Source organism: Burkholderia aenigmatica (assembly GCF_902499175.1).
In the GTDB taxonomy this organism is placed as follows: Bacteria; Pseudomonadota; Gammaproteobacteria; order Burkholderiales; family Burkholderiaceae; genus Burkholderia; species Burkholderia aenigmatica.
The window spans coordinates 38060-56089 of the sequence record NZ_CABVQC010000045.1 but is presented as its reverse complement, the minus strand read 5'-3'; the positions used below and the strand labels follow the sequence as shown (position 1 = coordinate 56089).

Here is an 18030-nt window from a genome sequence, read left to right as displayed (position 1 = left end):
TCCTCGGGAAACTTTGGACGGAACCAGTATAGGCGCGAGCTCGGATAGAGTAAATAAAATCGTAGTTTTAACTACCCATTTCCGCTACGTTGCATCATTATTTGTATAATGGTGCGTTTTGTACGAAACTGCCTTAAACCAAAAACTCTACTCTCTACTGCTGGCCAAAGCAAAAAAGAACCATGCCCAACGAACTTGCGATCGAAGCCTACGTGGTCGAGCATCTACCCAGCTCGGCGCCACCGAACCGGGCGACCAGCCCGATCCTGCCGACAGGACTTACCGAGCAGGAAGTCGTGATCCAGTGGCTGAAGACAAAGGAAGCCGGTGACGGCCGACTGGCAGATACGACGCTCGCCCAGTATGTGGTCGAGGCCCGGCGGCTCTTCTGGTATGCGCGATGGATCGACACGCCGATCTCGGAATGGACGCTCGAGGAAGCCGGTGACTACCTCGCGTTCCTGAAGGCTCCGGACGAGGCTGCGATCTGCGCGGAGCGCGTGCCGCGCGGCGATCCGCGCTGGACGCCTTTCCGCAAGGCGCTGAGCACGGCATCTGCGCGCCAGAGCCAGGTCATCGCCGGCAGCCTGTTCAAATGGCTCGTCGCCGTGCAGTACCTTCGTGCCGATCCCTTCGCCGGCTATGGGCTGGCGGGAAAGAAGCGCCAGCGCGCCAAGAAACAGAAACGGTTCGTTGGGCAGGATGGCATCGAGCTTGCCCGGGACGCGGTCGTCGGCCGGGAATGTCGCACCGACCGCGAACGGGCCAAGCGGGCCCGCGATCTGTTCATTGTTGACCTGTTCACCAAGACCGGCTTGCGCACGTCCGAGGCGATCAATGCAACGATGGGATCAATCCAGTACGCGCGCTTCACCCCCGCGCAGCGGGCGAAGAACCCCGACTATCCGGAGGGCGTCTGGGTAATCGAGGTGGAATCCGGGAAAGGCGGCCATGCACGGACGGTCTCGTGCGCGGCCATCATGGGTAGCCTTCAGGATTATCGTGTCGCCTATGGCCTCTCCTCACTGCCCATCCCAGGAGAAACGACCCCTCTCATCCTTGGCGCCCGGCGTCGGACGCCCGAGGTCAGCAGGCAGGTCAGTGAAAGAGGGCTTCGCGGCTTGAGGCGTGATCTCGGGACCATTGACGGCGTCACGGACCGCTCCTCGCTGTACCGGCTAGTGAAGGCGATTTTCCGTGAGGCGCTGGCTTGGTGGGATGCTCGCGACCCGGTCGAAGCGGACAAGCTCGAACGCGCCTCCACGCACTGGCTGCGCCACAGTTTTGCCAAGAGCCTCGTGTCGGCCGGCGCCGATCTAATGACGATCGCCCGAAACCTTGGCCACGCCGACGTGAATACCAGTCTCGTGTACATCGACGACGAGGAAACGTCCCGGGCTCTCGACACCGAGAAGTTGCTGTTGGATCGATAAGGTCGATCACCCGGTGGGAAATCACTTCCCACCGGAAACTTCACCCCGCTTCCCCCCTTCCATATTTCCCGGAACATGACGGGAATCCGACATCCCTCGTTTTTGGACCCGCCTCCTTTTATACTTCCCACCAGGAAGTTACGGGCCTTGATGACCGTGACCCCTGGTTGTTTCCATAAACGTGTCGGGGAAGATGACGATGAAGATGAGATTGCTGGCGCTTGCAACTACGGCGTGTTGCTTGATCAGTACGCTTGCCTACGCTTCACTCGGGGGCAGCGCCCCCACCGTATCGGATGATCAAGTTCGTCTGGTCGCGAACCACCAGGCCGTGAATCTCCAAGCAACAGCTGGCGTGGGCTACACGGTCAGCGAGATGGTGTTGCCAAGTACGACGGTCGTGCGGGAATACGTCGCCGGCGGAAAGGTCTTCGCAGTGAGCTGGAGCGGCCCGTCTGCGCCGAACGTCCGGCAGCTGCTGGGCGTGTATGCGGATCAGGCCAGCGCAGACGTCAAGGCGTTTCGCGAGGCGCACGGTGGCATCGGACCGGTCTCAGTCTCGTCCGGGGATTTCGTGTTTCAGTCGGGCGGCCACATGGGTTTCTATGCCGGCCGTGCCTATATCCCGAGTGCATTTCCCAGCGGCGTCACAAGCTCGGACATTCGATAAAGGACTCGACAATGCGCAAAATCGTGATGATCACGGCGGCCTCGTGCCTGTTCGCTCTGATGACAGCCTGCGGCGGGGGCGGCGGAGGTTCTAGCTCCCCTGCCCCGAGCACGCAAAGTCCGCCGTCAAATACCTCGACGTCGCCGACCGCGGGGACACCGTCGACGGGAGCTCCGCCTACTCCGGTCGCAAACCAGATGTCCGTAACAGTCGGCCCAAACGCGTGGAACGCGCAAAATGTGCTCTACACGTCGGTCACGATCTGTGTGCCGGGCACATCTAATTGCCAGACCATCAATAACGTTCTTGTCGACACCGGCTCCTTTGGTCTGCGACTGTTCAACTCGCAGATCACGCTTCCGCTCCAGAAGGTCTCGGCAACGGTTGGCGGCACCCTGACCGAATGCACGACCTTCGGTTCAGGCACGGCATGGGGCACCGTCGCGCAAGCGGACATCAAGCTCGCAGGTGAAGTGGCGTCAAAGGCCCCGATCCAGCTGATTGCGGATCCGGCTGTCAGCGGCTCGGCCACGAACAACTGCATTCCTACCGGCGTGACGGACTTGAACAGCCCCTCTGCTTTGGGCGCGAACGGAGTTCTCGGCGTCGGTTTAAACGCAGCTGATTGTGGTGCGAGCTGCGTGGCGACGACTTCGCCGGGGTGGTATTTTGGCTGTCCCGCTAATGCGACGACGTGCCCTGGCACGACAGTCCCTTTGGCAAACCAGGTGACGAATCCGGTGAGCATGTTTGCGCACGACAACAACGGAGTCGTGTTGACGCTGCCGAGCGTTCCGTCGACCGGGGTATCGAGTGTTTCCGGGACGCTCACTTTCGGCATCGACACCCAAGCCAATAATGCGCTGGGATCCGCGAAGGTCTACACGCTGAACAACAACTATGACCTGACCACGTCGTTCAACGGCAACACATTCCCGGAATCCTTCCTCGACAGCGGATCGAATGGCCTCTTCTTCAATGACTCGATCACCACCTGTTCCGGGAGTACCTTCTACTGCCCGGCGTCGACCATGAGTCTCTCCGCAGTGATGCAGGGATTGAACGGGAACAACGTCTCGCTCAATTTCGACGTGGGTAACGCGAACACGATGGTGGGCAATGGTGCGTACGCGATGAACGATTTCGCGGCTCAAGGCGGCTCGGCGAACTTGTTCGATTGGGGACTCCCCTTCTTCTACGGACGGTCGATCTATACGGCGATCGCGGGCACGACAAATTCGGGAGGAACTGGGCCGTTCTTCGCTTTCTGATCAACGCCCTTCCCTTCCCTGAAAACCGGCCTTCGGGCCTAATGCCGTTCAGTTAAGCGACTGAACGGCATTTTTTGTTTCACGATGACTCCAGCCCGGTAGTTCGCTGGACTGCGCCGTAGCTAGATACAGCAGGTTTATCAATAACTTACGCGCGTCCATCATATGCCGGTGCTTTCTGAAACTTGACCCGGTTTTCCCTCGCGCCGCTCCTATCTGGCTCCTGGAATCCGGGTTGTTCCGAGGAGTCATCATGGCAAAGATCAAGCTCACCAAGACCGCCGTGGAGTCGGCCCAACCCCAGGCCAAGGATGTTGAACTGCGAGATACCGTGGTGCCCGGCTTCCTGTGCAAGATTACCCCGACCGGCCGCCGGGTGTTCATGCTCCAGTACCGCACGAACTCCGGCCAGCCCCGCAAGCCCTCGCTGGGGCTGTACGGGGAGCTGACCGTCGAACAGGCACGAGTCAAGGCACAGGACTGGCTGGCCGAGGTTCGCCGGGGCGGCGACCCCGGCGGCGCCAAGGCCGAGGCGCGCAAGGCGCCCACGATGGCCGAGTTGTGCAAGAAGTTCATGGAGGACTACTCCAAGAAGCGCAACAAGCCCAGCACGCAGGACGGCTATCAGGGCGTCATAGACCGCAACATCATCCCGCTGCTGGGCCGCAAGAAGGTGCATGACGTGAAGCGGCCCGACATTGCCGGGCTGATGGAGAAACTGGCCTACAAGCCGACCGAGGCGAACAAGACCTTCGGCGTGCTGCGCAAGATGTTCAACCTGGCCGAAGTGTGGGGCTACCGCCCGGACGGCACGAACCCGTGCCGCCACGTCCCCATGTACCCGCCGGGCAAGGAAACCCGGCTCATCGTGGACGAGGAAATGGTGCGGATCTTCCGCCAGTTGGAGAAGCTGGAGGCGGAGGGGCTGGAGAACTACGTCATCCCGCTGGCGATCCGCCTGCAATTCGAGTTCGCCGCCCGGCGCTCCGAAATCTGCCCGCTCGAATGGAGCTGGCTGGACTTCGAGAACCGGCGCGTGGTGTGGCCCGACAGCAAGGTCGGCGGCATTTCCAAGCCCATGAGCGAGGAAGCCTATCGGCTGCTTTCGACGGCGCCGCGCCGGGAGGGCTGCCCCTACGTCCTGCCATCGCCGAACGACCCGGCCAAGCACCTGACCTTTGGCGAGCACTATGGCGGCTGGTGCCGGGTGCTCAAGGCCGCCGGCGTCCCGCACGTCGGCACGCACGGCATCCGCCATCGCTCGACCACCGACATTGCCAATTCGGGCGTGCCGACCAAAGTGGGCATGAAGCTGACGGGCCACAAGACCGTGGCGATGTTCATGCACTACGTCCACACCGAGGACAAGCCGGTGCGCGATGCGGCCGAGCTGGTGGCCAGCCGCCGCCAAGCCATCACGGGTGCGCGCCAGCTTGCGGAGGCGGCGGCATGAACACGCGCCGGTCATCCGCAGCATCGTCCGCAGCGCCTTCGGCGCTGCTGGGCGACATTCGGGCACTGATCGAGGCGGCGCGCAAGCGCGCCGCCTCGACGGTGAATAGCGAGCTGACGATGCTCTACTGGCGCATCGGCCAGCGCATCCGCACGCACGTCTTGGACGGACGCCGGGGCGCCTACGGCAAGGAAGTCCTGCCCACCCTGGCGGCGCAGTTGGTGAAGGAGTACGGCGGCAGTTTTGCCGAGCAGAACCTGCGCCGCATGGTGCAGTTCGCGGCCACCTTCCCCGACGAGCAGATTCTCGTATCACTGATACGAGAATTGAGCTGGACGCACTTCATCGCCCTGATCCCGCTGAAAGACCCGCTCCAGCGGGACTATTACGCGCAGATGGCGAGCGCCGAACGCTGGAGCGTCCGGACGCTGCGCGAGCGCATCGACTCGATGCTGTACGAGCGCACGGCGCTGTCTCAAAAGCCGGGCGAGACGATCGCGCACGAGCTGGCGACGATGCGCGATGCGCAGCGCATGTCGCCCGCCCTGGTCATGCGCGACCCGTACATCCTCGACTTCCTGGGGCTGCGGGACACTTGGCAGGAAGGCGACTTGGAGGCGGCGATCATCCGCGAAATGGAGTCGTTCTTGTTGGAGCTGGGCGCGGGTTTCAGCTTCGTGGCCCGGCAGAAGCGCATCCAGATCGACGGCGAGGATTTCCACCTCGACCTGCTGTTTTACAACCGCAAGCTGCGGCGGCTGGTGGCAGTGGAGTTGAAGGTCGGCGAGTTCAAGGCAGCTTTCAAGGGACAGATGGAGCTTTATCTTCGCTGGCTGGACAAGCACGAACGGGAGCCGGAGGAAGCCTCGCCGCTGGGGATCATCCTTTGCACCGGCAAGAAGCGCGAGCAGATCGAATTGCTGGAGTTGGACAAGTCGGGCATCCACGTCGCCGAGTACCTGACCGCCTTGCCGCCGAGGGGCGTGCTGGTGGAGCGGCTGCAACAAGCAACGCAACGGGCGCAGTTGCAGCTCGAGCAGCGCAAGACCGACAACGAATAGTCCTGTCCCAAGCAGTCGGGCGTCCCGGCGTACCGCCGTCGCGCTGTCGTGCTGCGCATCGAGCCTCGCTGCGCGAGTCTCGCCCCTGTCGGGCTTCCATCACTGACGCCTCCGGCCCGGCTCGCTGATCCGCGCCTGCGCGCTTCGCTTGCCAAAAACCCGCGTGCGTGGGGTGGTGTGAGGGGGCGGTCTTGCTGTGTCCCTTCACCGTATCACGGCGTTCTCGCCGTGCAAGGGCTGCGCGCGCCTTGCGCGCTTGCGTCCTGGCGGCCGTCTGCGACCCCTGACTGCTGCGCTGCGCCGTGAGGGCGACGGTTCCGGGCAATTCCGCCCTTGCAACCGGAGAACCGTCATGAACGACAAATCACACGTTTCCCTCGAACAGCACGTTTGCCTGGTCTGCGGCACGGCGTTCGACACCGGCGCGATCCTGCTGGACAAGCGCCTGCGCGCGAGCATGGAGCGCCACACGGCGACCGGCTGGGGCCTGTGCCCCGAGCATCAGAAGCTGGCCGACGATGGCTTTGTCGCGCTGGTCGAATGCGATCCGCAGCGCAGCGGGTCGCAGGCTGGCGGGCGCATGAAGCCCGAGCAGGCATACCGGACGGGCCGGCTGGCCCATCTGCGGCGCACGGTGTTCGCGCAGGTGTTCAACGTGCCGATCGCGGACGAGCAGGCTTGCGTGTTCGTTGAGCCTGGCGTGATCGAGCAGTTGCAGTCGATGACAGCGCCGGCGGCGGGCTGATTGCGTCGTGCGGCCTTCGGTGCGTCGCTCCTTCGCGGGCGGCGCACTTTTTCATATCCCCCCAGGGGGGATACAATTGCCACATGAACGCGACACACAAGCACTCAACCCATCCCGATCTCGTGAAGCGGCTGAAACGCGCCGATGGTCATCTTCGGCACGTCATAGGGATGATCGAAAGTGGCGAATCCTGTCTCGACATCGCCCGCCAGCTCGCGGCGGTGGAAAGCGCGGTGACGGCCGCAAAGCGCGTCCTGATCCACGACCACATCGACCATTGCCTGGCCCATGACGAAGACTCCGTTTTGACCGAAATGAAGGCACTGACCAAACTGCTCTGAGGCCCGCCGATGCTCTCCGTCCTGAAGAACCGTACCTATCGTCACCTGTTCGCCGCTCAGGTGATTGCGCTTGTCGGCACCGGCCTGATGACGGTGGCCCTTGGCCTGCTTGCCTACGATCTGGCCGGGGCGAATGCCGGCGCGGTACTCGGGACGGCACTCGCAATCAAGATGCTGGCCTATGTCGGAGTCGCCCCGGTCGCGCAGGCGTTCGCCGACCGGCTGCCGCGACGGTCGTTGCTCGTTGCCCTTGACCTAGTACGAGCATCCGTTGCGCTCTGCCTGCCCTTTGTCAGCGAAATCTGGCAAATCTATCTGCTGATCTTCGTCTTGCAGGCGGCGTCCGCAGGCTTCACGCCGACCTTTCAAGCCACTATCCCGGACATCCTTCCCGACGAAGACGAGTACACGAAAGCACTGTCGCTTTCCCGGCTGGCCTACGATTTGGAAAGCCTGATTTCCCCGATGCTGGCCGCCGCGCTACTGACGGTCATCAGCTTCCACAACCTGTTTGCCGGAACGGTTCTCGGCTTCCTCGTGTCAGCCGCGCTTGTGGTCAGCGTGAGGCTTCCCACAACCGTTCCCGGCCCGTGTCGTGGCATATGGGATCGTACTACGCGGGGCACGCGCATTTACCTCGCCACGCCGCGCCTTCGGGGTCTGCTGGCGATCAGCCTCGCTGTGGCAGCAGCGGGGTCAATGGTGATCGTGAACACGGTGGTCATCGTGAAGGCACGCTTTGGCCTGGGCGAATCCGAGGTAGCGTGGGCGCTGGCGGCCTTCGGAGGCGGGTCGATGGTTGCGGCCTTCGCGCTGCCTCGCCTGCTCGACAAGATTGCTGATCGACCTGTCATGATTGCGGGAGCGACGATGCTGGTTGTGGGAACGGCAGCCGGGGCAATGATTCCGACCTATGCCGTTCTGGTGGTGATCTGGTTGGTGGTCGGCTTCGGCTACAGCGTGGCGCAAACACCTTCCGGCCGGCTGTTGCGCCGCTCCGCTCATCCCGAGGATCGCCCCGCGGTCTTTGCCGCGCAATTCGCCCTGTCCCATGCGTGTTGGCTCATTTGCTATCCCTTGGCCGGTCGCTTCGGCGCTGCCTTTGGGCTGCAATCGACCTTCATCATCATGTCGCTGATTGGTCTTGTCGGAGTGGGACTGGCGCTGTGGCTCTGGCCCGCTAGTGATTCTTCCGACATCGCCCACGATCATCTACCGCCAGATCATCCTCACTTGCGCGAACAAGCAGACCGAGGCGGGCACCGTCATCCCATGATCGTTGACGATCTGCACCGGGACTGGGCGCGCATTTAAGAACTGCCCGCCTTTCACATCGCTGATGCCTCCGGCCCGGATTGCTATTCGGGCCTGCGCGCTTCGCTTGCCAAAAACCGCGTGCGTGGAGGTGCGAGGGAGGCGGTCTTGCTGTCCCCTTCATCGTGCCACGGCGTTCTCGCCGTCAAGGGCTGCGCGCCGATGGCGCTTGCGTCCTGGCGGCCGTCGTTGACCCCTGACTGCTTGCGCTGCGCCGTGCCCCGGAAGGGTCGGGCAATTCCGCCCGGCAACCTTTCAGGAGTTCACCATGAACAACGCACTCATCACTGACGAGCAGCGCATCGTGCTGCTGGCCAACGGCCGCGAATCCTTGGAGAACCCGGACTTCGATCCGGCACCCGTCGTCAAGCTGTTCACGCCGGATGCCGGCGCGACCTGGCTGCTGACCGAGATTGATCCCGATGACCACGACCACGCCTTTGGTCTTTGCGACCTGGGCCTGGGGATGCCGGAAATCGGCTGGGTCAGCCTGGGCGAGCTGGCGACCGTGCGCGGCAGGCTGGGCCTGCCGATCGAGCGCGACCTGTCTTTCCGCGCCGAGAAGCGGTTGAGCGCCTACGCGCGCGATGCCCGGTTGGTCGGGCGTGTCGTCGTCTGAACCAGCCCTTGGAGCGCCGCAAGGCGCTCCTTGCGCTTTCCCAACCTTCGCAGGAGATCAATGCCATGAGCAGCCATCACGACTACATCATCGAAATCACGGCGCAACACGATGCGCTCAAGCCGTTCGCGCCGGAGAACGGTCAGCCCTTGCGCTTCAAGATCGGCGACGCGGTGATCTACACCAACGAGTTTGGCGCGCAGTTCCGGCGCCGCGTCACCGGGTTCTACCAGCCTACCGAGCCTTCGGGGCTGTATGCGCGTGGCAGGCGCTACTACCTGAACTCGACTTCGCCTTGGATGCCGGTTGCGGAATCCAGCCTGCGTCCTGACGACTCGGCGTGATGCCTAAGTGCCCCTGACGGGGCGCTGCGCGCTGCGCTTGCCTCCAGGGGAAAGCCCTGCGGGCTATCCCCGCCGCGCGGAGCTTGGCGCCCCTCAAAGGCCGCCGATCCGGCTGCGCCGGATCGGCCAGACCGCAGCAGCCGCTGTCGAACCTGTTTCCCGATGACTGGCGCATGAGCTTGTACATCGAGCCTTGGAGTCCGTGCGTCCCCGGCCAAGAAACATGGCCGGTCGCGCTGTCGTGCGCGTAGCGCATCGAGCCGCCTGCGGCGTCTCGCCCCTGACGGGCTTCCATCGTTCCCTCGCTCCGCTCGGCTGACGCCTCCGGCCCGGATTCCTAGATCCGGGCCTGCGCGCTTCGCTTGCCGTGCTGTCGGCGTGCTGAGGGGCCGTTGCCATGTCCAACCGTCTCCCCTGACTTCATCGCCCGCGGCCGTGTGCCGTCAAGGCGCTCCTGACCGTCGCGGGCGATGAACTCAGGAAAGACGGTGGCAACAGGGCCAACCGGGTTCCTCGTGCCGACCGCACCGAACCGCCGAAAGGCTGGGCTTCCGAATCTAGGAATCCGGTGTGCGGTGAACAGCAACCCCTTTTTTCTTTGTCAGGAGAAATGCCATGCAACTCGCATCCCGCTTCGCTTCCCGTTCCCCGGTGCTGCGTTCGGAACGTCCCTTGTCCGACGACCAAATCCGGGCCGTGGCCCCGTCCATCTTCGCGGACGCCCCGCACGAAAGCCGCTCTGAGCGGTACAGCTACATCCCCACCGCGACCGTGCTGCAAGAACTGCGCGGGGAAGGCTTCGAGCCTTTCATGGTGACGCAAACCCGCGTGCGCCACGACGACCGCCGCGACTACACCAAGCACATGATCCGGCTGCGCCACGCCAGCCAGATCAACGGCCGCGAGGCCAACGAAATCATCCTGCTGAACTCCCATGACGGCACCAGCAGCTATCAGATGCTGGCCGGGATGTTCCGCTTCGTTTGCAGCAATGGCCTTGTCTGCGGCGACACCGTGGCCGACGTGCGCGTGCCGCACAAGGGCGACGTAGCCGGGCACGTCATCGAAGGCGCTTACGAAGTCCTGCACGGCTTCGACCGGGCGCAGGAATCGCGCGATGCCATGCGCGCCATCACGCTCGACGCCGGGGAATCCGAAGTGTTCGCCCGCGCTGCGCTGGCGTTGAAGTACGACGAGGACAAGCCCGCGCCCATCACGGAATCGCAAATCCTGATGCCACGCCGCCACGACGACGACCGCCGCGACCTGTGGAGCGTGTTCAACCGCACGCAGGAGAACTTGACCAAAGGCGGCCTGTCCGCCCGCGCCGCGAATGGCCGCCGCCAGACCACCCGGCCCGTGCAGGGCATCGACCAAAGCGTGCGCCTCAATCGCGCCCTGTGGCTGCTGGCCGATGGCCTGCGCCAGTTGAAAGCCTGAATCCCCACGCGGCAGGGGCAGGCAGCAGCCCTTGCCGCTTCTCTCGCTGCTGCATCCCAACCGCAAGGAGTTATCACCATGAACGCTGTACTCAAAACCGAAACCGTCGCCATCGAAGCCGCCGCACCGCTGGAAGTGGCCGATCCGACCAAGAACCTGATCTTGGTTCCGCTGTCGCAACTGTTGCCGCGCCGCTCCAAGCGCAACGTCCGCACGACCCCGCGCCAGTCCATCCCCGAGCTGGCCGCGAGCATTGCCCGCATCGGCCTGCTGCAAAACCTGATCGTGATTGCATCCGCCGATGGCGAGGCTTACGAGGTGGTGGCAGGCGACCGCCGCCTGACCGCCTTGAAGCTGCTGGCGAAGAAGAAGCGCATCCCCACTGACTACGAAGTGCCGTGCCTGCTGGTGGCCGATGCGTCCGCCCGCACCGTCAGCCTCGCGGAGAACGTGCAGCGCGAGAACATGCACCCCGCCGACCAGTTCGCGGCCTTCGCCGCGCTGGTCAAGGAAGGCCGGCCCGTCGAGGACATTGCCGCCGACTTCGGCGTGTCCCCGCTGGTGGTGCAGCGCCGCTTGAAGCTGGCGAACGTCTCGCCGCGTCTCATGGCCGACTACCGGGCCGGTGGCGTGACGCTGGAACAGTTGATGGCCCTGACCATCACCGATGACCACGCCGCGCAGGAAGCCGCGTTCTATGGTGCGCCGGAATGGCAGCGCAGCCCGTCCAAGCTGCGCGAGCGCCTGACCGAGCGCGAAATCGACGCCACGCACGCGCTGGTGCGCTTCGTCGGGCTGGACACCTACCGGCAGGCAGGCGGCGGCATCCGCCGCGACCTGTTCGCGGAAGGCGATGCCGGAACCTACCTCACCGATACCGCAGTGCTGGAAACGCTGGTGCGCGACAAGCTGGCAACGCTGGCCGAGGACGTGCGCGGCGAGGGTTGGGCATGGGTGGAGGCCGTGCCGCATCTGGCCTACGAGGAACGGCAAGCGTTCCAGAACGCCCCGCGCCATCGCCGCGAGCCGACCACCCGCGAGGCCCGCCGCATCGCCTCGCTGGAAACCCGCCTCGAAAAGATCGACGCCGAACTGGAAGAAGCCTGCGACGCCGAGGACGAGGCCAAGGCCGAGAAGCTGGAACAGCGGCGCGATCAGGTGGTCGGGGAACTGCAAGACGCGGAGGACGCCTTACAAGGCTATGCGCCCGAGGTGCGCGAGGTGGCTGGTGCCATCGTCACCATCGACCGCAACGGCGAGGCCGTCATTCATCGCGGCCTGCTGCGCGAAGCCGAGGCCAAGGCGCTGCGCACGCTGGAAAAGCTGCGGCGCGGTTTCGGCAGCACCGAAGGCGAAGCCGCCAACGACGAGCACGAGGACGCCGACGACGCGCCCAAGGCCGCGAGCCTGTCCGACCGGCTGGCGCAGCGATTGAGCGCCCACCGCACGGCGGCGCTGCAAATCGAAGTCGCACGGCATCCGCACGTCGCGCTGGCCGCGCTGGTGCATGACATGGTGCAGACCGTCTTGCAGCCCGACGCCTATGGCGATGGCCTGCCGCTCGGCGTGCGCCTCACGGCGCAAGACCGGCTGGAAGGCATGGCCCCGGACTGGCCGGAATCGCCTGCTGCCGTGGCGCTGCGCGAACTGCAACAGGTGGCAGGTGAAGCCTTGCCGGAGGACAGCGCCGAACTGCTCGCCGTGCTGCTGGCGAAGTCGCAAGACGAACTGGTGCGGCTGCTGGCCGTGTGCGTGGCCTCCACGGTGGACGTGGTGACGCCTCGCGCCACGCCGCACCAGCCCGGCGCAGAACTGGCGCAGGCCGTGGGCCTCGACATGGCCGCATGGTGGAAGCCGACCGCAGAAGGCTACTTCAAGCACGTTCCGAAGGCCGTGATTCTGGATGCCGTGGGCGCGTTCGCACCGGAATCCGTCACCCGGCTGGCGAAGCTCAAGAAGGCCGACATTGCCAGCGAGGCCGAGCGGCTGGCCGATGGTACGGGCTGGATGCCCGCCATCTTCAAGGCCGCAGGCCCGCAGGATGCCGCGCAGGAGGCAGGCCCGGAGCAGGACGCCCCGGAAGATGCCGAAGCAATGGCGGATGAACCCGCCGAGGCGCTGGCCGCTTGACCCGCGCCGAAGGCAAGCGCCCCGGCCTCGACCGGGGCGCTTCGCTGGAAGGAGAAGCCCCCATGACCCGCACCACCACCCGCCGCCCGCGCATGGCGGCGATCTACGCCCCCGGCACTGTGCGCGCCCGCCGCTGGCACGGCGCAGGCGACGTGCGCGGCTACCGTCCGCCCTCGGGCTGGACAGCCCGCGCCGACCTCACCGACATTCATCCCATCACAGGCCGCGCCTTGCCGCGTGCCGTGTGGTGGCTCATCGAGACGAAGGGATAACCGCGATCAGCACCGCGCCCAGGCCGTACCGTCCTGGGCGCGGTGGACGCAAAATCCGGGCGCGGCAGTGGCCGCGCCCGGTGTTCCAAGCCCACAGCCGAATCGGAACGCCGCCGCCATCACGGCAGTTCAGGCGGCGGCGTTGACGTGACCGGGCTTCCCGCCCGGCGATGGCAGGCCCGCATGGGCCTGCAAGCCGAAGCGCCCGCAGTGCGCAGGAATCACCCGCAGTTTTCGGCTTGCCGCGTGCATACCCCGCAGCGTAAGCCGCGCCCATTTCATCAGAGGCATGTCCGCGTTTCCTGCTTGGAAATCTGGAACGGCCTGGGCGTGTCGGCGCGCAGCGCCGCCGGGCTTTCGGGCTACGCCCCGTGCCGTCTTTGCCGTCACGGCCCATTCGGCTTCAATCCCTCACGCCTTCGCGCCTGCGGCGCTGCGCGCTTCGCTTGCCTCCAGGGGAAAGCCCTGCGGGCTATCCCCGCCGCGCGATGCTTGGCGCCCCTCGATGCCGCCGAACCGGCTGCGCCGGATCGGCCCGGCCCGCGCCCCGCCGCGACGGACGGGGCGCTGGCGAACACGCTGGCGCTTGCTGCGGCAGGTTGTGCAGGTGCATGCCGTCCTCAACGCTGGCGGTGCCTGCCCATCACGTCACGAAGGAGGTTCACGGACAACCCGCCCGGCATCGCTATGGAGCTTCCACGCCACGCCTCAAGAGCGGCGCCGCAAGGTGCGGCAGGGGCGTTCTCGCCTGTCGTCGGGTGGTTGACCTGGCCCGCGTCAGCGGGCGAGCCGGCGAAGCCTTCGGGCGGGGATGCCGAGTCGGCCCCATCTCCTTTCGGAGCGGTTCGGCCCAAGGCGTCCTTGTCTCGTTGTGAATCCTGGCGGGGCACGGCTGCGCCTCGGGCTTCATGGCTGCAACCGTCCGGCGAAAACAATTTCCCCGCCGCTGCGCGGCTTCCTCGCGCAGCAAATTCTTTTCGCCTCCAGGCTCTCCACTGCGTTTCGACCGCAAGCGGTGCAGCCAGCCCGTCCCCCGCCGGCCGGATCACAACAAGGACGCGATGGGCGCGAACCTTGTTCAACCGAAAGGAGAAATCATCATGGCCAACATCGGCACCTTCACCGCAGACAAAGACGGCTTCACCGGCACGCTGCGCACCCTGACGCTCAACGTCAAGGTCAAGCTGGTTCCCAACGACAAGGGCAGCAGCGAGAACGCCCCCGACTTCCGCCTCCAAGCCGCCGGCCACGACATCGGCGCGGCGTGGAACAAGACCAGCGAGGCCGGGCGGGAATACAAGTCCGTGACCCTCGACGATCCTTCGTTCCCGGCTCCGGTCTATGCCCGCCTGATCGAAGGCGAGGACGGTACGCACGACCTGATCTGGTCGCGCAGCAAGCCCCAGGCGGCGTGACCGCCGCAGCGCCCCGCCCATCGCGGCGGGGCGCTGTGCTGCTGTTCGCAGCACATCACCACGTCACGCGCGCGGCTTCGCCGCGCCGCGCTCCTTCAGCACCGCCTCCAGCTCCCGGCGCACCTGCGCCAGCAGCTCGTCGGCCTTGTGCGGGCTGTCGCCCGCGTAGGCCAGCGTCAGCAGCGTGAGCGGGTGGATCTCCATCACCTCGCACAGCTCGGCCAGCTTATGCAGGGTCGGGCTTTTCAGGTCGCGTTCGAGGGTGCTCATATAGGTGCGGCTGGACACGTCAGAGAAGGCTTCCTGGCTCAAGCCACGCGCCTTCCTGACTGTCTTCAACGCCTTCGCCAATGAGTTCCCAGCCGCCACCTATGGTTTCCCTCGAAAAACCAAGATGACAGCCCATTGCGCCCTATAGGGCTACAATCTATAGTGTTCATTTGGTGTTCTACGTTTTCGTGCCTTTACGGAAATCCGCATTTGCTGGTTCCAGCAAAGCCACGCAAGCGCATCCGTGCTTGCACACGAAGGCGTAAATCCGGTTTGGCGGTTCTGCGCTTGGGCGTGAAACCGCATCCGTGCATCATTGGATTTGTGGGATTGCCAACCATGCCCCAGCCACTCGCCACCGTCCCGGAGCGCGCGCAACTGCTCGCCAACGGCGAGGCTCGTGCCGCCGGCCAGGCCATCGACCCGGTGCCCGTGGTGCGGCTGTTCACGCCGGACGCGCATGTGACCTGGCTGCTGGCCGCACTCGATCCCGCCGATGGCGACACCGCCTGGGGCCTCATCGACCTGGGAATCGGAATGCCGGCGCAAGGAACCGTCAAGCTGTCCGAGCTGGCTGGCATCGTCGGGCCGCATCAGCAGCCCGTGATGCGCGACCGCTACTTCCGGCCCACGCGCACGCTGTCGGAATACACCCGGCTGGCCGAGCGCGACGGGGCTATCCCGGACTGAACACAGCCTACTGTGACTTTTTCAGTCTGGTGTCATACCGGGCAGGTCTCAATCGAGATTCTTGCGGCGTAGCCGCGCCAGTCTGATCCAAACGGACATGATGCCTGACGCGGACTGCGGCAGGCTGGCCTGTACGGCGTCCCACGGGAGGGACGCTGCCGCCGCAGCATTGAGACGAATACCGCAACGCATCGGAGCCAGTCGGACTTGACAGCCCAACTATTCCCTTAACCCATTTCGTTCTGATGACACCGATGTAGCACGTAGTTCTTCCGTCGCGGCCAGTCCTGTTCGCAGGGAGGTTGCGTCATGGTCGATCGCAGCGCCGAGCACTGGTATCCGACTGCCGCGTATCTGTACGTGCTGCACTTGGACGACCTTGGGACGGCCTGGGAATATCTGCGCAGAAACCCCGATTACCGGCTCGACTGGCTGCGCCATCATCGCCGGCCGAAAGCCGCGCAGCAGGCGGCGCATCGCTGGGGCTTGCGCCTGCTGGAAGATCCGGCGTTGGATGCGCGCGACGCGCATCCAGCCTGGTTGCCCGGCCATGTGGCCGTGGTGCAGCTCTATCCCGACGCCGATCCGCCGCAGTATGCTCCCGCGTTCACGTTTTGGCGCATTGCCGGGCACAAGCAACTGCTCCATGACGGCAAAGGGCTGGCGCTGATGGCGCACAGCCCAGGTCATTGCCTGCGCTTCGCGCTGGCGCCCGGCCTGGAAGACGGGATGGCTGTCGCCTATGCCCGCCGCGGCGGCGCCGCCGCACCTGCGCGCAACCATGCGCTCGGCGCGGCCCTGGCTTCTGCGAAGCCCAGGCCGGCACCCGCCGCGCTGCTTGAGCTACACACCTTGCAGGCGCTCGACGCAACCCTAGCGGGTGCGTCCTTGCGCGAGGTGGCCGAAGGCTTGTTCGGCGGCGATGCCGCAGCCGATTGGTACAGCGACGGCGGCCTGCGCTCCAAGGTACGCCGCTTGGTACGGCGCGGCGATGCGCTGATGCGCGGCGGCTATCGCCGCCTAGCACAGCTTCCGCCGCTTGAGAAGGGTCGTTTTGAGGACGACGCAAAACGGCCCTGAGCAGGACAGCTTGGTTTTCTGAGACTGCCTCCATCCGGTTGCGCTGTGTGGCCGGAGCTTTGAAAGCTATGGAGGTTCACACCATGCGTCCCGCTCCTTTGCGGCCTGCAGCCACTGTCTCGACCGCTGCCGCGCAGCCCCAACGCTATCTCACCAACGACGAAGCCGCCGAGTACCTGCGGCTGTCGCCGCGCACGCTGGAAAAGCAGCGCGTGATCGGTGGTGGTCCGCGCTTTCGCAAGTTCGGCCGGCGCGTCATGTACGCCGTGGCCGACCTCGATGCCTGGGCCGCCGATCGCAGCTTCGAGACGACTTCCGATCCCGAGTACGCCGAGCACCACTCGGCCGACAGCCGTGCGCGCTGATCGGCGGCGCGCGGCAGGCCATCACCATGTCCAGCTCCGCGCTGCCGTTCCGGCAGCGGTCGTTGCAGGAGCGCGAACAGCTCGACCTGTTCCGCGCCTTGCCCGGCGACATGGCGCCGCGCGACAGCCAGGACTTGATGGCCTATCCGTTCTTCTCGCTCGGCAAGTCCAAGCGGGTCAAACCCATCGACTTCCGCGCGGGCAACGTGACGATCCGCGTAGAGGGCACGCAGGAGCACGGCATCGCCACGATTTGGGATGCGGACGTGCTGATATGGGCGGCCTCGCAGATCGTGGAAGCGAAGGACGCGGGCCTGCGCCCGTCGCGGCTGATGCGCGCGACGCCCTACGAGATCCTGCGCTTCATCGGGCGCGGCAAGTCGCTGCGAGACTACCAGCGCCTCAAGGCCGCGCTGGATCGCCTGCAATCGACCACGGTGGCCACGTCCATCCGCGAGACAACAGGCCGGCGCCTGCACCGCTTTTCGTGGATCAACGAATGGAAGGAACTGGCCGATGCCAGCGGCACGCCGCTGGGCATCGAGCTGATCCTGCCGGACTGGTTCTTTGCCGGCGTGCTCGACGCCGCGCTGGTGCTGACCATCGACCCGGCGTATTTCCGGCTCACCGGCGGCATCGAGCGGTGGCTGTACCGCCTGGTGCGCAAGCACGGCGGCAAGCAGGCATACGGCTGGCAGTTCGACTTTCGCTATCTGCACCAGAAGTCCGGCAGCACCGCGAAGCCCTACGACTTCGCCTGCGATCTGCGCGCGCTCGTCGCGCGGCAGTCGCTGCCCGGTTACGTCCTGGGCATCGAGCGGATGCCCGACAACGGCATGGAACTGCTGACGTTCCGGCCCGTGCCGCAGACGGCACGGGGATAACTCCGGGAAAGCCTGTGAATGGTGTCGTGCTATCAGGCGTGCGGGGTATCGTGCTATCAGGCGTGGGACTATCGTGCTATCAGGCGTGCCGATCGGCCGCAAACCCGCGCCAGCACTGGGTTTGCGCGTCCTCTAACTTCCCTAACTTAGTTTCTCTAACTTTTAGTAGGGAAACGCCGCTGCGGTGGACAACCACCCCGCGGCCACAAACGCAGCAGCAAAAGCCCGGCTTT

At 65.0% G+C, this 18030-nt stretch carries 20 protein-coding genes; 18 read left to right on the top strand and 2 right to left on the bottom strand.

The features are described 5' to 3' along the window. The first annotated feature begins 182 nt into the window (after nucleotides 1-182). From BDO18943_RS27705 to BDO18943_RS27645, 13 genes are all read left to right on the top strand, one after another. Nucleotides 183-1433 carry a tyrosine-type recombinase/integrase gene (locus tag BDO18943_RS27705; protein ID WP_025647454.1) on the top strand — a complete coding sequence of 417 codons (1251 nt, stop codon included), beginning with the start codon at nucleotides 183-185 and terminating at the stop codon, nucleotides 1431-1433. 193 nt (nucleotides 1434-1626) lie between these two features. Continuing rightward, nucleotides 1627-2103, top strand: a complete 477-nt coding sequence (locus BDO18943_RS27700) for a DUF2844 domain-containing protein (RefSeq protein WP_025647455.1) — start codon at nucleotides 1627-1629, stop codon at nucleotides 2101-2103. A 197-nt stretch (nucleotides 2104-2300) separates the two neighbouring features. Beyond that, nucleotides 2301-3374 (top strand): DUF3443 family protein, encoded by a 1074-nt coding sequence (locus BDO18943_RS27695; RefSeq protein WP_171030112.1) that lies wholly within the window; start codon nucleotides 2301-2303, stop codon nucleotides 3372-3374. Nucleotides 3375-3627: 253 nt separating this feature from the next. Continuing rightward, entirely contained in the window at nucleotides 3628-4827 is a 1200-nt protein-coding gene (locus tag BDO18943_RS27690; RefSeq protein WP_023114164.1) for a tyrosine-type recombinase/integrase, read from the top strand. Further along, nucleotides 4824-5888, top strand: a complete 1065-nt coding sequence (locus BDO18943_RS27685; protein ID WP_023114165.1) for a PDDEXK nuclease domain-containing protein — start codon at nucleotides 4824-4826, stop codon at nucleotides 5886-5888. Before BDO18943_RS27690 ends, BDO18943_RS27685 begins: the two co-directional genes overlap by 4 nt. Before the next feature lie 352 nt (nucleotides 5889-6240). Next, on the top strand, nucleotides 6241-6633 hold the full coding sequence (locus BDO18943_RS27680; RefSeq protein ID WP_023114166.1) for a hypothetical protein: 393 nt from the start codon (nucleotides 6241-6243) through the stop codon (nucleotides 6631-6633). A gap of 83 nt (nucleotides 6634-6716) precedes the next feature. Next, entirely contained in the window at nucleotides 6717-6974 is a 258-nt protein-coding gene (locus BDO18943_RS27675) for a metal-sensing transcriptional repressor (protein ID WP_003111693.1), read from the top strand. 9 nt (nucleotides 6975-6983) lie between these two features. After that, the gene (locus BDO18943_RS27670; protein ID WP_038206985.1) at nucleotides 6984-8288 is read left to right on the top strand and encodes an MFS transporter; all 1305 of its coding nucleotides are present in this window, start codon (nucleotides 6984-6986) and stop codon (nucleotides 8286-8288) included. Between the two features lie 268 nt (nucleotides 8289-8556). Then, on the top strand, nucleotides 8557-8907 hold the full coding sequence (locus BDO18943_RS27665; protein WP_023114168.1) for a DUF2958 domain-containing protein: 351 nt from the start codon (nucleotides 8557-8559) through the stop codon (nucleotides 8905-8907). An 8-nt stretch (nucleotides 8908-8915) separates the two neighbouring features. Beyond that, nucleotides 8916-9251, top strand: coding sequence for a hypothetical protein (locus BDO18943_RS27660; protein ID WP_456151302.1), 336 nt, complete (start codon nucleotides 8916-8918; stop codon nucleotides 9249-9251). A 615-nt stretch (nucleotides 9252-9866) separates the two neighbouring features. Next, nucleotides 9867-10691 (top strand): DUF932 domain-containing protein, encoded by an 825-nt coding sequence (locus BDO18943_RS27655; RefSeq protein WP_017677013.1) that lies wholly within the window; start codon nucleotides 9867-9869, stop codon nucleotides 10689-10691. Between the two features lie 78 nt (nucleotides 10692-10769). Further along, nucleotides 10770-12821 (top strand): ParB/RepB/Spo0J family partition protein, encoded by a 2052-nt coding sequence (locus BDO18943_RS27650; protein WP_023114170.1) that lies wholly within the window; start codon nucleotides 10770-10772, stop codon nucleotides 12819-12821. A 62-nt stretch (nucleotides 12822-12883) separates the two neighbouring features. Next, entirely contained in the window at nucleotides 12884-13093 is a 210-nt protein-coding gene (locus BDO18943_RS27645) for a hypothetical protein (protein ID WP_023114171.1), read from the top strand. Between the two features lie 129 nt (nucleotides 13094-13222). On the opposite strand, the gene BDO18943_RS27640 is transcribed toward BDO18943_RS27645, so the two are convergent. Next, entirely contained in the window at nucleotides 13223-13384 is a 162-nt protein-coding gene (locus BDO18943_RS27640; protein WP_023114172.1) for a hypothetical protein, read from the bottom strand. Between the two features lie 809 nt (nucleotides 13385-14193). Between BDO18943_RS27640 and BDO18943_RS27635 the strand changes: the two genes are divergently transcribed. Next, nucleotides 14194-14508, top strand: coding sequence for a DUF736 domain-containing protein (locus tag BDO18943_RS27635; protein ID WP_023103964.1), 315 nt, complete (start codon nucleotides 14194-14196; stop codon nucleotides 14506-14508). A gap of 63 nt (nucleotides 14509-14571) precedes the next feature. On the opposite strand, the gene BDO18943_RS27630 is transcribed toward BDO18943_RS27635, so the two are convergent. Beyond that, on the bottom strand, nucleotides 14572-14877 hold the full coding sequence (locus tag BDO18943_RS27630; protein WP_023103963.1) for a helix-turn-helix domain-containing protein: 306 nt from the start codon (nucleotides 14875-14877) through the stop codon (nucleotides 14572-14574). A gap of 240 nt (nucleotides 14878-15117) precedes the next feature. On the opposite strand from BDO18943_RS27630, the gene BDO18943_RS27625 reads away from it, so the two are divergent. The 4 genes from BDO18943_RS27625 (at nucleotide 15118) to BDO18943_RS27610 (ending at nucleotide 17797) form a co-directional block, all read left to right on the top strand. Then, the gene (locus BDO18943_RS27625; protein ID WP_023103962.1) at nucleotides 15118-15468 is read left to right on the top strand and encodes a DUF2958 domain-containing protein; all 351 of its coding nucleotides are present in this window, start codon (nucleotides 15118-15120) and stop codon (nucleotides 15466-15468) included. Between the two features lie 309 nt (nucleotides 15469-15777). Further along, a complete protein-coding gene (locus BDO18943_RS27620) occupies nucleotides 15778-16548 on the top strand; it encodes a DUF2285 domain-containing protein (protein ID WP_023114173.1) in 771 nt (256 codons plus the stop codon). Between the two features lie 83 nt (nucleotides 16549-16631). Further along, nucleotides 16632-16913 (top strand): helix-turn-helix transcriptional regulator, encoded by a 282-nt coding sequence (locus BDO18943_RS27615; RefSeq protein WP_003107109.1) that lies wholly within the window; start codon nucleotides 16632-16634, stop codon nucleotides 16911-16913. Nucleotides 16914-16939: 26 nt separating this feature from the next. Beyond that, nucleotides 16940-17797 (top strand): replication initiator protein A, encoded by an 858-nt coding sequence (locus tag BDO18943_RS27610; protein ID WP_023103960.1) that lies wholly within the window; start codon nucleotides 16940-16942, stop codon nucleotides 17795-17797. Nucleotides 17798-18030: the final 233 nt, after the last annotated feature.

Excerpts from the sequence above, each read along its gene's own strand:
- BDO18943_RS27610 (WP_023103960.1), top strand. The coding sequence starts at position 16,940 with ATGTCCAGCTCCGCGCTGCCGTTCCGGCAGCGGTCGTTGCAGGAGCGC.
- BDO18943_RS27665 (WP_023114168.1), top strand. The coding sequence starts at position 8,557 with ATGAACAACGCACTCATCACTGACGAGCAGCGCATCGTGCTGCTGGCC.
- BDO18943_RS27655 (WP_017677013.1), top strand. The coding sequence starts at position 9,867 with ATGCAACTCGCATCCCGCTTCGCTTCCCGTTCCCCGGTGCTGCGTTCG.
- BDO18943_RS27615 (WP_003107109.1), top strand. The coding sequence starts at position 16,632 with ATGCGTCCCGCTCCTTTGCGGCCTGCAGCCACTGTCTCGACCGCTGCC.
- BDO18943_RS27645 (WP_023114171.1), top strand. The coding sequence starts at position 12,884 with ATGACCCGCACCACCACCCGCCGCCCGCGCATGGCGGCGATCTACGCC.
- BDO18943_RS27695 (WP_171030112.1), top strand. The coding sequence starts at position 2,301 with ATGTCCGTAACAGTCGGCCCAAACGCGTGGAACGCGCAAAATGTGCTC.
- BDO18943_RS27700 (WP_025647455.1), top strand. The coding sequence starts at position 1,627 with ATGACGATGAAGATGAGATTGCTGGCGCTTGCAACTACGGCGTGTTGC.
- BDO18943_RS27625 (WP_023103962.1), top strand. The coding sequence starts at position 15,118 with ATGCCCCAGCCACTCGCCACCGTCCCGGAGCGCGCGCAACTGCTCGCC.
- BDO18943_RS27650 (WP_023114170.1), top strand. The coding sequence starts at position 10,770 with ATGAACGCTGTACTCAAAACCGAAACCGTCGCCATCGAAGCCGCCGCA.
- BDO18943_RS27620 (WP_023114173.1), top strand. The coding sequence starts at position 15,778 with ATGGTCGATCGCAGCGCCGAGCACTGGTATCCGACTGCCGCGTATCTG.
- BDO18943_RS27635 (WP_023103964.1), top strand. The coding sequence starts at position 14,194 with ATGGCCAACATCGGCACCTTCACCGCAGACAAAGACGGCTTCACCGGC.
- BDO18943_RS27685 (WP_023114165.1), top strand. The coding sequence starts at position 4,824 with ATGAACACGCGCCGGTCATCCGCAGCATCGTCCGCAGCGCCTTCGGCG.
- BDO18943_RS27690 (WP_023114164.1), top strand. The coding sequence starts at position 3,628 with ATGGCAAAGATCAAGCTCACCAAGACCGCCGTGGAGTCGGCCCAACCC.
- BDO18943_RS27640 (WP_023114172.1), bottom strand. The coding sequence starts at position 13,384 with ATGCCTCTGATGAAATGGGCGCGGCTTACGCTGCGGGGTATGCACGCG.
- BDO18943_RS27675 (WP_003111693.1), top strand. The coding sequence starts at position 6,717 with ATGAACGCGACACACAAGCACTCAACCCATCCCGATCTCGTGAAGCGG.
- BDO18943_RS27705 (WP_025647454.1), top strand. The coding sequence starts at position 183 with ATGCCCAACGAACTTGCGATCGAAGCCTACGTGGTCGAGCATCTACCC.
- BDO18943_RS27680 (WP_023114166.1), top strand. The coding sequence starts at position 6,241 with ATGAACGACAAATCACACGTTTCCCTCGAACAGCACGTTTGCCTGGTC.
- BDO18943_RS27670 (WP_038206985.1), top strand. The coding sequence starts at position 6,984 with ATGCTCTCCGTCCTGAAGAACCGTACCTATCGTCACCTGTTCGCCGCT.